Raw genomic sequence first — 13290 nt, forward strand, 5'->3', positions numbered from 1 at the left:
CCCCATCCGGGCTACCCTGCGGCCATGGTTCACAGGGGAGCGAAGGACCAGGACGACGTCGTGCCCGACGCGGCTCGCGACCGGGTCGTGGACGGTGCGGACATCTCGGGCGAGGACGCGCTCGGCTGGGACGAGCAGGTCGGGCAGCTCGGGCAGGTCGGGCCGTCGCGTCCGGCGCGGGGGCCGGTGCTGCGGCGGTGGCTGCGCGCGCTGCCCGCCTGGGTCCTCGGGGTCGCGCTCGTCACGGCGGCGACGGCCTGGCCCTGGCTGCTCCTCATGGGCTGGCTGCAGCGCGGCGGCCCCTACTTCTGGTGGTTCGTCCTCGGGTGCCTCGCCGTGGTCGCGCTGACCTGGCTGCGCTTCCTCGACGAGCGCGCCCTCCGGGCCGTGCCCGGGATCCGCGGTCCCTCGGTCGAGCGCGAGCGCCAGCTCACCTCGGCCCTCGCGGCCGCGGGAGCCCCGCCCGCGACGGTGTGGATCGGTCGGGTGGGCAGCGACCGGACCCGGTGCCTCGCCACGCCGACCCGGTGCCACGTCGTCGTGCCGCTCGAGCCGTCCGTCGACGACGCGACCCTCGCCGCCGACGCCGCCCGGCGCCTGCGCACCTCCGGCCCGTGGTTGCGCCCGTTGAGCCTCGTGGCGGGCGCCGCGTGGCTCGGCCCGTTCACGCTGGGCGCGCAGCTGGTGATGCGTCGCCTGGGCATCGGCTCGGGCGAGGCGCCTCGGGGCGACGGAGACGGCGGGGACGGCGGCGCGACCAACAGGTCAGAGCAGCTCGAGCCCGCCGACGCCGTCGACCCGATCACGACCGCGGTCGCCTTCCTGTCGGCAGGGCTCACCGGCTTCGCCACGGCCGGTGCGGCCGCAGCGGTCCTCGGCGAGGGTGACCGGCTCTCGCTCAACAGCCGCAACCCGTGGGTCACGGTGTTCTCCGTTCTCTTCTTCGCCGCCCTCACGTGGATGATCGTCGCGGTCTGGCCCAGGACGTGGTTCCCGATCAGCGTCGACGGCGCCCGCTCGCGCGGCACGGCGCCACTGTGGCGCGGGACCAACGACCCGCGAGAGGCTCGACGCAACCGGGCGGTCATCGCCGGCCGCCGCAGCCTCGTCCAGGTCTTCGGGACGTTCGGGTCGTGGCTCGTCGCCACGATGTGGGTGACGTGGGCACCCATCGGCCTGGCCGAGCGCTTCGGCTGGATCGAGCCGGCCACGACGGCCTACCAGCTCGTCTACCTCGTCCTCGTCGCCCCGGCGCTGGCCCTGGGCGTCTACGCCTTCCGCTCGGCCTGGGACCTCCAGCGGGGCAACCCCTTCTTCGTCGTGCTCTGGTCCGTCGTCTACGTGGCGACGACCGGCCTGACACCGCTGCTGGTCTGGTGCCTCGCGGCGGCGGGTGCCGTCGACGAGACCTCGGGGGCGGCCCTGCTCGTGGCCCACGTCGTCGTGGCGGCCGGCCCCGTCGCGACGCTCGGGGCTCTCGGCCGACACCTGATGCGACGCCGCGGGATCCAGGTCGACGCCCGGCCATCCCACCGGCCATCGCACCGGCCATCCCCCGCCCGCTGACGGCCCGCTGACGCACGGGGTCCCGGATCGTGTCGTCCACGTTGTGGCAGGTGCACGATCGGCGGTGGTGTGCGACATAGCATGGAAGTTGTCCGCCGCACAGTGCCCCGGGCCGTGAATCGCAGGGAAGTTCGAGGACGTCGCAGAGCATGAGCGCCAAACTGGTCCAGAAGCTCGATCGCGTGGTCATCCGATTCGCCGGGGACTCCGGCGACGGCATGCAGCTCACCGGAGACAGGTTCACGTCGCAGACGGCGCTGCTCGGCAACGACCTGTCGACACTGCCGAACTTCCCGGCCGAGATCCGCGCTCCCCAAGGCACGCTGCCCGGGGTCTCGAGCTTCCAGCTGCACTTCGCCGACCACAACGTGCTCACGCCGGGCGACGCGCCCGACGTCCTCGTCGCGATGAACCCCGCAGCGCTCAAGGCCAACCTGCGCGACCTGCCGCGCGGAGCGGCGATCATCGTCAACACCGACGAGTTCACCAAGCGCAACCTCTCCAAGGTCGGCTACGCCGAGAGCCCGCTCGACGACGGCTCGCTCGACAGCTACGACGTGCACCCGGTGGCCCTGACGTCCATCGCCGTCGAGGCGCTGGCGTCGTTCACCGACCTGACCCGCAAGGAGAAGGAGCGCGCGAAGAACATGTTCGCGCTCGGCCTGCTCTCGTGGCTCTACACCCGCCCGATGGACGGCACCGAGGCGTTCCTCAAGGCGAAGTTCGCCGACAAGCCCGAGATCCTCGAGGCCAACCTCGCTGCCCTGCGCGCCGGCTTCAACTACGGCGAGACCACCGAGGACTTCGCCGTCGCCTACGAGGTCGCCCCGGCCACGATGCCGGCCGGCACCTACCGCAACGTCACGGGCAACGTCGCGCTGTCGCTCGGCCTCGTCGCCGCGGCCCACCGGGCTCACCTGCCCCTCTTCCTCGGCAGCTACCCGATCACCCCGGCCTCCGACATCCTGCACACGCTGGCCGGCCTCAAGCGCTACGGCGTCGCGACGATGCAGGCCGAGGACGAGATCGCCGGTGTCGGCGCCGCCCTCGGCGCGAGCTTCGGCGGCGCGCTCGGCGTCACGACGACGTCGGGTCCCGGCCTCGCCCTCAAGGCGGAGACGATCGGCCTCGCCGTGTCGCTCGAGCTTCCGCTCATCGTCTGCGACATCCAGCGCGGCGGCCCGTCGACCGGACTGCCGACGAAGACCGAGCAGGCCGACCTGCTCCAGGCGCTCTTCGGACGCAACGGCGAGTCGCCGGTGGCGGTCGTGGCGCCCGCGACCCCGGCCGACTGCTTCGACATCGCCGTCGAGGCGGTGCGCATCGCGACGACCTACCGCACGCCCGTCATCGTCCTCTCGGACGGCTACCTCGCCAACGGCTCCGAGCCCTGGCGGCTGCCGGTCACGAGCGAGCTGCCCGACATCGCCGTGGAGTTCGCGACCGAGCCCAACGCGGTCGACGACTCGGGCCGGCCGACCTTCCACCCCTACCTGCGCGACCCGGAGACGCTCGCGCGGCCGTGGGCCATCCCCGGCACCCCGGGTCTCGAGCACCGCGTCGGGGGCATCGAGAAGGCCGACGTCACGGGCAACATCTCCTACGACCCCGACAACCACGACCACATGACGCGGCTGCGCCAGGCCAAGATCGACGGGATCGCCGACACCATCGGCGTTCTCGAGGTCGACGACCCGTCCGGTGACGCCGACGTGCTCGTCCTCGGCTGGGGCTCGACCTTCGGCCCCATCGCCGCCGGGGTGCGCCTCGCCCGGTCGACCGGAGCCCGGGTCGCCCAGGCGCACCTGCGCCACCTCAACCCGTTCCCCGCCAACACCGGCGAGGTCCTGCGCTCGTACCAGCGCGTCATCGTGCCCGAGATGAACCTCGGCCAGCTCGCGATGCTGCTGCGGGCGAAGTACCTCGTCGACATCGAGTCGCACACCTCGGTGCGCGGCCGGCCGTTCCAGGCGGGCGAGCTCGCCGACGTCATCGCCACCGCCGTGGCGTCCGTCTCGGACGTGCCCCTGAAGGAGGCCGCCAAGTGACCATCGACCTGGGTATGCCGTCCGGCGGGCCCGGTGCCCCCGGCACCGCGGGTGTCCCCCGCCTCGCGGACGGCACCGCGCTGACGAAGAAGGACTTCACCTCCGACCAGGAGGTGCGCTGGTGCCCCGGGTGCGGTGACTACGCGATCCTCGCGGCCGTGCAGGGCTTCCTGCCCGAGCTCGGCCTCAAGCGCGAGAACATCGTCTTCGTCTCGGGCATCGGGTGCAGCTCGCGCTTCCCGTACTACCTCGACACGTACGGCATGCACTCGATCCACGGTCGCGCGCCGGCCATCGCGACGGGCCTGGCCGCGACCCGCGAGGACCTCTCGGTCTGGGTCGTCACGGGCGACGGCGACGCGCTCTCGATCGGCGGCAACCACCTCATCCACGCCCTGCGCCGCAACGTCAACCTCAAGATCCTGCTCTTCAACAACGAGATCTACGGCCTGACCAAGGGGCAGTACTCCCCCACCTCCCACGTCGGCCAGGTGACGAAGTCGACCCCGCTCGGCTCGCTCGACACGCCCTTCAACCCGGTGTCGTTGGCGCTCGGCGCCGAGGCGAGCTTCGTGGCCCGCACGATGGACTCCGACCGCCAACACCTGACCTCGGTGCTGCGGGCCGCGGCCGAGCACCGCGGGTCGGCGCTCGTGGAGATCTACCAGAACTGCCCGATCTTCAACGACGGCGTCTTCGACGTGCTCAAGGACCGCACCGAGGCTGCCGCCCGCATCCTGCACCTCACCGACGGCGAGGAGGTCGGCACCGCCGAGACCGTCGTCGTCCGTGACGACCGGGGCTCGCTCGCGGTCGTGCCGCGCGCCGAGGCCGACCCGACCCGCATCGTGCGCCACGACGTCGCGGCAGCCGACCCGTCGGCGGCGTTCGCGCTCTCGCGCCTCGACAGCCCCGACCTCGGGCACGTGCCGATGGGGATCTTCCGCAACGTCCAGCGCCCGACCTACGACGACTCCCTGCGCGACCAGGTCGCCTCCGCCCGCACCGGCGAGGTCACCGACGCCGACATCGACGCCCTGCTCGCCGGCCGGGACACCTGGACCGTGGGGGCGTGACCACCCGCGACACCGCTCCGTCCGTCGCACCGAGCGGGTCCGGCACCCCGGGCCCGGCGTCGCCGGCACCCCACGGTGAGGTCGGCCGCGGCACCCTGCTCGGCTTCGTGGCCTACGGCCTCTGGGGGCTCTTCCCGCTCTACTTCGACGCGCTCAAGCCCGCCGGGCCGTGGGAGATCCTCGCCCACCGCATCCTGTGGACGCTGCTCTTCTGCGTCGTCGTCCTGCTCGTCGTGCGCGACCTCGGCTGGGTCCGCCCCCTGCTGCGGAGGCCGAAGCTCCTCGCCGGCACCGCGGTCGCGGCGGTCCTCATCGCCGTCAACTGGGTCGTCTACGTCGCGGCCGTCACGTCGGGCAACACCTCCGAGGCGGCGCTCGGCTACTTCCTCAACCCGCTCGTCACGGTGGCGCTCGGCGTCGTCGTCCTCGGTGAGCGGCTGCGCCTCCTGCAGTGGGTCGCCGTCGGCATCGGTGTGGCGGCCGGCGTCTACCTCGGCGTGTCCGGAGGTCGCGTGCCGTGGGTGGCGCTGACGCTCGCCGTGTCGTTCGCGCTCTACGGCCTGACGAAGAAGAAGGTCGGCGTCAGCCTCGACGCGATCCACGGGCTCACCGTCGAGACGGTCGTGCTCGCGCCGGTCGCCGTGGTCCTGCTCCTCGTCGTCGGCGCCCAGGGCGGTCTCGAGTTCGGTCGCCACGGCGCCGTGCACACCTCGCTGCTCGTGCTGTCGGGCGTCGTCACCGCCGTGCCGCTGCTGTGCTTCGCGGCCGCCGCCCGGCGCATCCCCCTCGTCTCCATCGGCCTGATCCAGTTCATCACCCCGGTCATGCAGCTGTTGTGCGCCGTGCTGCTCCTGCACGAGCACATGCCGCGCGAGCGCTGGATCGGGTTCGGCATCGTCTGGGTCGCGCTCCTCGTGCTGAGCGTCGACTCGCTCGTCAGCCTGCGTGGGACGCGCGCGGCCCGGCGCGAGCCGCTCCCGGTCGACGACTGCCCCCGCTGAGCGCGCACCGGCGCAGGGCCCGCTCGGACCGGCGGCGGTGACAGACTGCCGAGGTGAGTGACATCGCCCTCGGCTCCCGCACCGGTCGGTTCGTCATCGCGGCCGCGGTGCTGGGCTCCGGCATGGCGTTGCTCGACGGGACCGTCGTCAACGTCGCGCTCGTGCGCATCGGCAAGGACCTCGGTGCGAGCCTGGCCGACCTGCAGTGGATCACCAACGGCTACCTGCTCGCGCTCGCCTCGCTCATCCTGCTCGGAGGCTCGCTCGGTGACCGCTTCGGCCGGCGCCGCGTCTTCGTCATCGGGGTCGCGTGGTTCACCCTCGCCTCCGCCGCGTGCGGCCTCGCCCAGTCGCCCGGCCAGCTCGCCGTCGCGCGTGTGCTCCAGGGCGTGGGCGGAGCGCTCCTGACGCCCGGCAGCCTGTCGATGATCCAGGCGTCCTTCCGACCCGACGACCGCGGCAAGGCCATCGGCACCTGGTCGGGGCTCGGCGGGATCGCCTCTGCGCTGGGGCCGTTCGCCGGCGGGTGGCTCGTGCAGTACGCCAGCTGGCGGTGGGCCTTCCTCGTCAACGTGCCGCTCGGGGTGGCGACGATCTGGATCGCCCAGCTGCACGTGCCCGAGACACGCGACGAGGAGGCGGACCACCGCTTCGACGTCGCCGGGGCGGCGCTGGCGACGCTCGCCCTCGGCATCACGACGTTCGCGCTCATCCAGCACGAGGCGCTCGGGCTCGGGCCGGCCCTCGCCGTCGGCGCCCTCGGGCTCGCTGTCGGGGCGGCCTTCGTCGTCGTGGAGCGGCGGACCTCCCACCCCATGGTGCAGCCGGCGCTCTTCGCCTCCCGCCAGTTCAGCGCCGCGAACGCCATGACGCTGCTCGTGTATGCCGCCCTGGGCGCGGTCTTCTTCTTCCTCACCCTCCAGGTGCAGACGGTGCTCGGCTACGGTCCCCTCGTGGCGGGGATGGCCTCCCTGCCGGTCACGGTGCTGATGCTGCTGCTCGCCGCCCGTGGGGGTGAGCTCGCCTCGCGCATCGGGCCGCGGCTGCCCATGACCGTCGGCCCCGTCGTGTGCGGCATCGGCACCCTGCTGCTCTCGGGGGTGGGCGTGGGGTCGACCTACTGGACCGGCATCCTGCCCGGCATCTCCGTCTTCGGCCTCGGGCTCACCCTGCTCGTCGCCCCGCTCACCGCCACCGTCCTCGCCGCCGCGCCGGACCGCTACGCCGGGGTCGCCAGCGGGGTCAACAACGCCGTGGCCCGCGCCGGCAGCCTGCTCGCGGTCGCTGCGCTCCCCGCCGTCGTGGGTCTCCACGGCGCGGACTACACGGTGCCCGAGGCGTTCTCGTCGGCCTACCGCGCGGCGATGCTCATCTGCGCCGCCCTGCTCGTCGCCGGCGGCGCCGTGTCGTGGCTGCTCATCCGCAACCCGGACCGCACGGTGCAGGCCGCACCCGAGCGCGAGCACGCCGTCCTCGGGCACGCCGGCACACGGCATACGCGATCGGCCCCGGCGGGGTGGTCGTGCGCGGGCACCGAGGGGTGCCCGGGCACGAGCCACGCCCACGAGGACCGCCCGGTCGTCGGCGACGTCGAGGCGGGGCGCTGAGGTCAGGGCGTCGGGTCGGCCCAGCTGCCTCCACGGATGTCGCTGTTGCCGAACGTCGCCGGGCAGGACCCGAGGACGTCGGGCGGAGCGGTCGGAGTGCTCGTGTAGAGCGACGCGCGGTAGGCGTCGATCGCCGGGCAGTCCGCCGCGTTCGAGGCGTCGTTCCAGACGCCGACGACCTTGTCCCGGGTGGCACTCGCGTAGACGTAGTCCCCGAGGAACTCGGCCGTCAGACCGTTCTGGCTCGTCCCGCGCGGGTCACCGACCGCGCTCCGGTCGAGCGACGACCAGCCGGTCGGCACCCCGCCCACGACGTTCGCGTGCCAGATCTCGCCGACGAGCCCGCGGGGCGAGGTCGTGTCGTTCCGGTAGGGCGTCGTGAAGGCGTTGTCGACGACGTAGAGGTCGGTGCCGTCGGGCGAGAGAGCCGGTGCGGTGTAGACCGGGCGGTCACCCGCGCGGAGCGGGACCGCTGCCGGTGCGGTCCACGCAGACCCGCCGTCCGTCGAGCTCGTCCAGAGCAGCTGCTCGTGGTTAAGGCCGGCGGCACCGTCGGCCCAGGTCATGACGATCTGGTCGGTGGCGTCGGCGCCCGTCGGCGCTCCGTTGGCGATGTCGACGCTCGGGCCCGCGGCCAGGTCGACGCGCGCACCCGCGAAGCCGTCCATGGTCGGGCGGCCGAGCACGGGGTCGGTCACGCCGGGCGCCGTGACCGGCGCGACGAGCGACGGGCCCGTCCAGTGGGCGCCGCCGTCCGTCGACCGGTACAGCATCTGGAACTGCTGACCACCGCGCGTGCCGATGCCGAAGACGTAGACGTTGCCGTGGCTGTCGGTGCGCACGGTGCAGCCGTCGGGCTGCGAGTTGATCCCGTTGTCGGTCGCCGGGCCGACCTGCTTGCTCGTCCACGTCGCTCCCCCGTCCGTCGACCGGGCGACGTTGAGCGGGGTCGGGAGTGCCTGGCCGCGGCTGTTGCTGCGGAAGGAGGCCCAGCAGACGTAGACGTTGCCGAAGAACCGGCTCGACGCGGCGTTGTCGGCCCAGACCTGCTCCTTGTCCGAGAACGTCGTCGAGGACTGCTTCGAGACGAGGACCGGGCTCTTCCAGGCGGCGGCGTCACCCGCGGCCGCAGCGCGAGGGTTGTCGGTGCGCGAGACCGCGATCGCCTCGAAGCCCTTGAAGGTCGCGGACTCCTTGTCCGCGCCAACGTTCGAGGTGAGGTTGGCGTAGTACAGGCGCGAGCCGTTGCCCCACGAGAACGACCCGTCGGCACCCGGTCGCGGGCCGAAGGCGAGCGCCGGGTCACCGTCGGAGACGAGCCCCATCTCGGCGTAGCTGGGGAGCGTGCCGATCGGACCGGTGTGCGCGGTGCACGCTGCGGGACCGGTGCAGTCGCGGGCCGTCAGCCCGGTGTACGTCGGCTGCACCCACCCCCCACCGTCGAACGAGAAGTAGATGCCCGACACCCCGACCCCTGCGGTGAAGGGACAGGACGTCGGGTCACCCGCCGCGCACGACTCCTCGTCGATCTCGTCGTTCGCGCCCGCCACGACGACACCGGGGTCGTGCGCGTCGATCGCGACCGTCGGCTCGTTCTGCTTGTTCTGCGAGAACGGCGTCGGCGGGCTGCCCACCGACACGAGGGTGTCGGCGGATGGCGCAGCGACCGCCACCGCGGCTCCGGCGAAGACGGTCGCGAGGGATGCGAGGACGGCGGTGACGGTGCGGCGGTGGACCATGACCTCTCCTTCAGTGCTCGACAAAGGATCGCGTCGGCGCCCGCACCCTCCAGCGTGCTCCCGGCAGACGGCATACGACAAGGGTTTCGGTGCAACGACCGGCCGAGTGGGGATGATGGGGGCATGACGAGCGATGCAGGGCAGGGCTTCCGGACCGAGCACGACTCGATGGGCGAGGTGCAGGTGCCCGCCGCCGCCCTGTGGGGAGCGCAGACGGCCCGCGCCGTCGAGAACTTCCCCGTCAGCGGGCAGCCGGTGCCGCCCGGGGTCATCCACGCGCTCGCCCGCCTCAAGGCCGCCGCTGCCGACGTCAACGCCGAGCTCGGGGTCATCGATCCCGACCGGGCGCGCGCCATCGCCGCGGCCGCCGGTGAGGTCGCGGACGGCGAGCACGACGACGAGTTCCCCGTCGACGTCTTCCAGACCGGCTCCGGCACCTCGACGAACATGAACGTCAACGAGGTCGTCGCCCGTCTCGCCCACCTCGCGAGCGACCTCGACGTGCACCCCAACGACCACGTCAACGCGGGCCAGTCGAGCAACGACACCTTTCCCAGCGCGCTGCGCATCGCCGCGACGTCGGCGGCCGTGCTCGAGCTCGTCCCGGCGCTCGAGCACCTCGCTCTCGCCCTGGCCCGCAAGGAGTCCGAGTTCGCCGACGTCGTCAAGGCCGGCCGCACCCACCTCATGGACGCCGTGCCCGTGACCCTCGGCCAGGAGTTCGGGGGCTACCGGCGGCAGGTCGAGCTCGGGGCCACGCGGGTGCGCACGGCCGCTGAGGCGACGAGCGAGCTCCCCCTCGGCGGGACCGCCGCGGGCACGGGGCTCAATGCGGCACCGGGTTTCGCGCGCAAGGTGATCGAGCGCGTCGCGGGCGTCACCGGCATCCCGTTCCGCGAGGCCACCAACCACTTCGAGGCCCAGTCGGCCCAGGACGCCGTCGTCGAGCTGTCCGGCGCGCTCAAGGTCGTGGCCGTGAGCCTGACGAAGATCTGCAACGACCTCCGCTGGATGAGCTCGGGGCCGCGCACCGGCCTCGGCGAGATCCACCTGCCCGACCTGCAGCCCGGGTCGAGCATCATGCCGGGCAAGGTCAACCCGGTCGTCCCCGAGGCGACCCTCATGGCCTGCGCCCAGGTCATCGGCAACGACGTGACCATCACGACCGCCGGGGCGGCCGGTAACTTCGAGCTCAACGTCATGCTCCCGGTCATGGCCAAGAACGTCCTCGAGTCGATCGGGCTGCTGGCCTCGACGAGCCGGCTGCTGGCCGACCGGTGCGTCGACGGGATCACGGCCGAGGTCGAGCACGCGCGGGCCCTCGCCGAGGGCTCTCCCTCGATCGTCACCCCGCTCAACCGCTACCTCGGCTACGAGGCGGCAGCAGCCGTCGTCAAGCAGGCCGTCCGGGAGCGGCGCACGATCCGCGACGTCGTCATCGCCCGAGGTCACGTGGCCGACGGCACCCTGACCGAGCAGCAGCTCGACGACGCCCTCGACGTCCTCTCCATGACGCGGCCCGCGCCGAGGGCCTGACCGTTCCCTCGGTCGTATGCCGGGTGGCTGCGCTCCGTGGGTCCGCGTGCCCGCGAGCACGTCACCTCGCGGACGGGCGACACGGCATACGGCATACGGCATACCGGCCCGCGCCGGACGGCCGGCGCGCTCAGGGGCCGAGGACCCGCTCGAGGTAGGGGTTGCCGAAGCGGCGCTCCGGGTCGACGCGGTCGCGGACGGCGAGGAAGTCGTCGAACCGCGGGTAGACCCCACGGAGGTAGTCGGCGTCGCGGGTGTGGATCTTGCCCCAGTGCGGCCGGCCCCCGTGGTTGACCGCGATCGCCTCGAACGCGTCGAAGTAGGCGCCGCGCTGCTGCCGGTGGTACTTGTGGATCGCAACGTAGCAGCTCTGCCGCTCGTAGGCGGTCGACAGCCACACGTCGTCGGCCGCGGCCACGCGACACTCGACGGGGAACGAGATGCGCTCGTCGTGGCGCTCGACCCACTGGCGCAGCTCGAGCAGCACGTCCGACAGGCTCGCGCGCGGGAAGGCCCACTCCGACTCCATGAAGCGCACCTCGCGCGCGGTGACGAAGACCTTGTGCGAGCTGTCGGTGTACTGCCGCTCGCTGAGGGCCCGGGACGCGACGGCGTTGATCGCGCGCGTTGAGCGCGGCAGACGGGTCGCGACGCGGTTGGTCACCTCGAAGAAGCGGTTGCTGAGGAGGTCGTCGTCGAGCTTCTCGCGCCAGGCCGGCAACGGGCGGCTGGCGGTGCCCTCCGGGACGCGGTTGTTGCGCTTGGTCAGGACCCGGTCGGTGTGCGGGAACCAGTAGAACTCGAAGTGGTCGTTGGCCTCGGCCGAGACGTCCGCGTGGGCCAGCACGTCGCTCAGCGACTCGGGCCGCTCGACGGCGTGGAGCAGGAAGGCGGGCACGACGGCGACGGTGATCTCGGTGACGACGCCGAGGGCGCCGAGCCCGAGCCGGGCGGCCTGGAAGAGCTCGGGGTCACGCGTCGGCGAGCACTCGACTACGGAGCAGTCGGCGAGCACGATGCGCAGCGCGCGGACCCCCGCGGCGAGCCCCGTGAGGCGCAGCCCGGTGCCGTGAGTGCCGGTGCCGATGGCGCCGGCGAGGCTCTGCCGGTCGATGTCGCCGAGGTTGGGCAGCGCGCAGCCGAAGGCCGCCAGCTCCTCGTTGAGGACGTGGAGCGGGGTGCCGGCCCGGACGGTGGCCTCGCCGCGCGTCGAGTCGATGGAGGTGACGCCGGTCAGGGCGCCCAGCCGCAGCTGCACACCGTCGGTGACGGCGACTCCCGTGAACGAGTGCCCGGCGCCGATCGCCTTGACCCGCAGGCCCCGCGAGGCCGCACGCCTGACCTCGTCGACGACCTCGGCCTCGCTGCGCGGCGTTGCCACGCGGGCGAGCTTCGCGGACTCGGTGCCCGACCAGTTGGACCAGTCGACACTGCGTACGACGCGGCCCGTCGCACCGCCCACGCTGTCAGCCAAAGCACTGCCCTTCCCCACGATAGGTCGCGGCCCGCCCGACGACCCGGTCGCCTCCGTCGCTGCTGACGAGCGCGAACTCCGTGAAGCGCTCGGCCAGCTCCCCCGCCTTGGCGTGCCGGAACCATATCCGATCTCCCAGTGAGAGCCGGTCGGCCCCCTCGCCCTCCACGGGCGTCTGCACCTCGCCGGCGCCCTCGCGCCGGATCAGTGTGACGTCCTGCTCCGGGAGCGGGCTGGGCACCCGGGACCAACCGGGCGGACCCGACGCGACGTACCCCCCGCCGTATGCCGTCACCATCCGCTCGCCGGGTCGGCGCACCACCGGGGCGCCGAAGTAGGCGGCCGGACGCAGCGACAGCGCGTCGTAGCCGTCGAAGAGGGTCGGGGCGAAGAGGCCCGAGCCCGCCGCGAGCTCGGTGAGGCAGGGGTCGAGGTGGGTGACGTGGAGGCTGCCGGTCCCGCCGCCGTTGACCACCTCGAGGTCGGCCAGGGCGCGGGCGGCCGAGACCACCTCGGCGCGGCGGGAGCGCAGCTCGGTGTCGGAGACCTTCTTCATCCGCCGCACGGCCGGGCCCGAGTCGGGCAGACCGGCGATCTGCGCGTCGTAGAACATCAGGCCGGCGACGACGAGTCCCCGCTCCTGGGCCCGCCGGATCACGGCCTCGACGTCGCCGGGGGTCCGGGTCGGTGACCGGCGCACGCCCATGTGGGCAGGGCCCACCCGCAGCGACGCGTCGACGTCGACGGCCACGCGCAGACCCTCGTGGCCCGGGACCTCACGGGCGAGGAAGTCGACGTGCTCGACGCTGTCGATCATGACGATGGCCGCCCGGGTCAGGGAGGGGTCGGCGGCGAGCTCGGTCAACGCCGGCACGTCGACGCTCGGGTAGGCGACGAGGAGGTTGTCGTGACCGTCGCGGGCCCACCACAGCGCCTCTCGCACCGAGTAGCACATGAGCCCCTCGAAACCCTCACGGGCGAGGGCGCGCTCGATGAGGGGGCGGCTGCGCAGCGACTTGGTGGCGATGCGGATCGGCAGGCCGGCCGCGAGCCGGACGAGGGTGGCGGCGTTGGCGTCGAACGCGTCGAGGTCGACGACGGCGAGCGGCCCCGCCAGATCGGCCGTCGCCGCCGAGAGTCGGGCCGCGACCGGGGGCGACAGGCGACGATGCATGCCCGCACCCTACCGAGCGTCACCCCCGCCCACACCCCGTCGAGTGGGCACGTCCACACATCCAGTGGG

9 protein-coding genes are annotated in these 13290 nt (G+C 72.9%); 6 read left to right on the forward strand and 3 right to left on the reverse strand.

Going from position 1 to position 13290, the window contains the following annotated elements:
- The first annotated feature begins 24 nt into the window (after nt 1-24).
- From TAE01_RS14990 to TAE01_RS15010, 5 genes are all read left to right on the forward strand, one after another.
- The gene (locus TAE01_RS14990; RefSeq protein WP_147067622.1) at nt 25-1566 is read left to right on the forward strand and encodes a hypothetical protein; all 1542 of its coding nucleotides are present in this window, start codon (nt 25-27) and stop codon (nt 1564-1566) included.
- A 149-nt stretch (nt 1567-1715) separates the two neighbouring features.
- Nucleotides 1716-3614, forward strand: a complete 1899-nt coding sequence (locus TAE01_RS14995) for a 2-oxoacid:acceptor oxidoreductase subunit alpha (RefSeq protein WP_147067623.1) — start codon at nt 1716-1718, stop codon at nt 3612-3614.
- Nucleotides 3611-4690 (forward strand): 2-oxoacid:ferredoxin oxidoreductase subunit beta, encoded by a 1080-nt coding sequence (locus TAE01_RS15000; protein WP_147067624.1) that lies wholly within the window; start codon nt 3611-3613, stop codon nt 4688-4690. Before TAE01_RS14995 ends, TAE01_RS15000 begins: the two co-directional genes overlap by 4 nt.
- On the forward strand, nt 4687-5691 hold the full coding sequence (gene rarD / locus TAE01_RS15005) for an EamA family transporter RarD (RefSeq protein WP_147067625.1): 1005 nt from the start codon (nt 4687-4689) through the stop codon (nt 5689-5691). The genes TAE01_RS15000 and rarD overlap by 4 nt, the downstream gene beginning before the upstream one ends.
- 53 nt (nt 5692-5744) lie before the next feature.
- Nucleotides 5745-7298: an MFS transporter gene (locus TAE01_RS15010; RefSeq protein WP_147067626.1), complete on the forward strand. Its 1554-nt coding sequence runs from the start codon at nt 5745-5747 to the stop codon at nt 7296-7298.
- Nucleotides 7299-7300: 2 nt separating this feature from the next.
- Here TAE01_RS15010 and TAE01_RS15015 read toward each other — a convergent pair whose 3' ends face one another.
- On the reverse strand, nt 7301-9037 hold the full coding sequence (locus TAE01_RS15015; protein WP_147067627.1) for a sialidase family protein: 1737 nt from the start codon (nt 9035-9037) through the stop codon (nt 7301-7303).
- A 123-nt stretch (nt 9038-9160) separates the two neighbouring features.
- Here TAE01_RS15015 and TAE01_RS15020 point away from each other — a divergent pair, with 123 nt between their 5' ends.
- Entirely contained in the window at nt 9161-10573 is a 1413-nt protein-coding gene (locus TAE01_RS15020) for a class II fumarate hydratase (RefSeq protein WP_147067628.1), read from the forward strand.
- 130 nt (nt 10574-10703) lie between these two features.
- Here the strand turns inward: TAE01_RS15020 and TAE01_RS15025 are convergent, their stop codons facing one another.
- Together TAE01_RS15025 and TAE01_RS15030 are read right to left on the reverse strand one after the other, a co-directional pair.
- Nucleotides 10704-12035: a D-arabinono-1,4-lactone oxidase gene (locus TAE01_RS15025; protein ID WP_147067629.1), complete on the reverse strand. Its 1332-nt coding sequence runs from the start codon at nt 12033-12035 to the stop codon at nt 10704-10706.
- Between the two features lie 4 nt (nt 12036-12039).
- Complete coding sequence (locus TAE01_RS15030) at nt 12040-13221, reverse strand: alanine racemase (RefSeq protein ID WP_147067630.1); 1182 nt, start codon at nt 13219-13221, stop codon at nt 12040-12042.
- Between the last annotated feature and the right edge of the window lie 69 nt (nt 13222-13290).

It is taken from the genome of Terrabacter aerolatus (assembly GCF_007991735.1).
GTDB lineage: Bacteria > Actinomycetota > Actinomycetes > Actinomycetales > Dermatophilaceae > Terrabacter > Terrabacter aerolatus.

Bases quoted from the DNA above. Each gene is read 5' to 3' on its own strand.
- TAE01_RS14995 (WP_147067623.1), top strand. From the start codon at position 1,716: ATGAGCGCCAAACTGGTCCAGAAGCTCGATCGCGTGGTCATCCGATTC.
- TAE01_RS15030 (WP_147067630.1), bottom strand. From the start codon at position 13,221: ATGCATCGTCGCCTGTCGCCCCCGGTCGCGGCCCGACTCTCGGCGGCG.
- TAE01_RS14990 (WP_147067622.1), top strand. From the start codon at position 25: ATGGTTCACAGGGGAGCGAAGGACCAGGACGACGTCGTGCCCGACGCG.
- TAE01_RS15015 (WP_147067627.1), bottom strand. From the start codon at position 9,037: ATGGTCCACCGCCGCACCGTCACCGCCGTCCTCGCATCCCTCGCGACC.
- TAE01_RS15020 (WP_147067628.1), top strand. From the start codon at position 9,161: ATGACGAGCGATGCAGGGCAGGGCTTCCGGACCGAGCACGACTCGATG.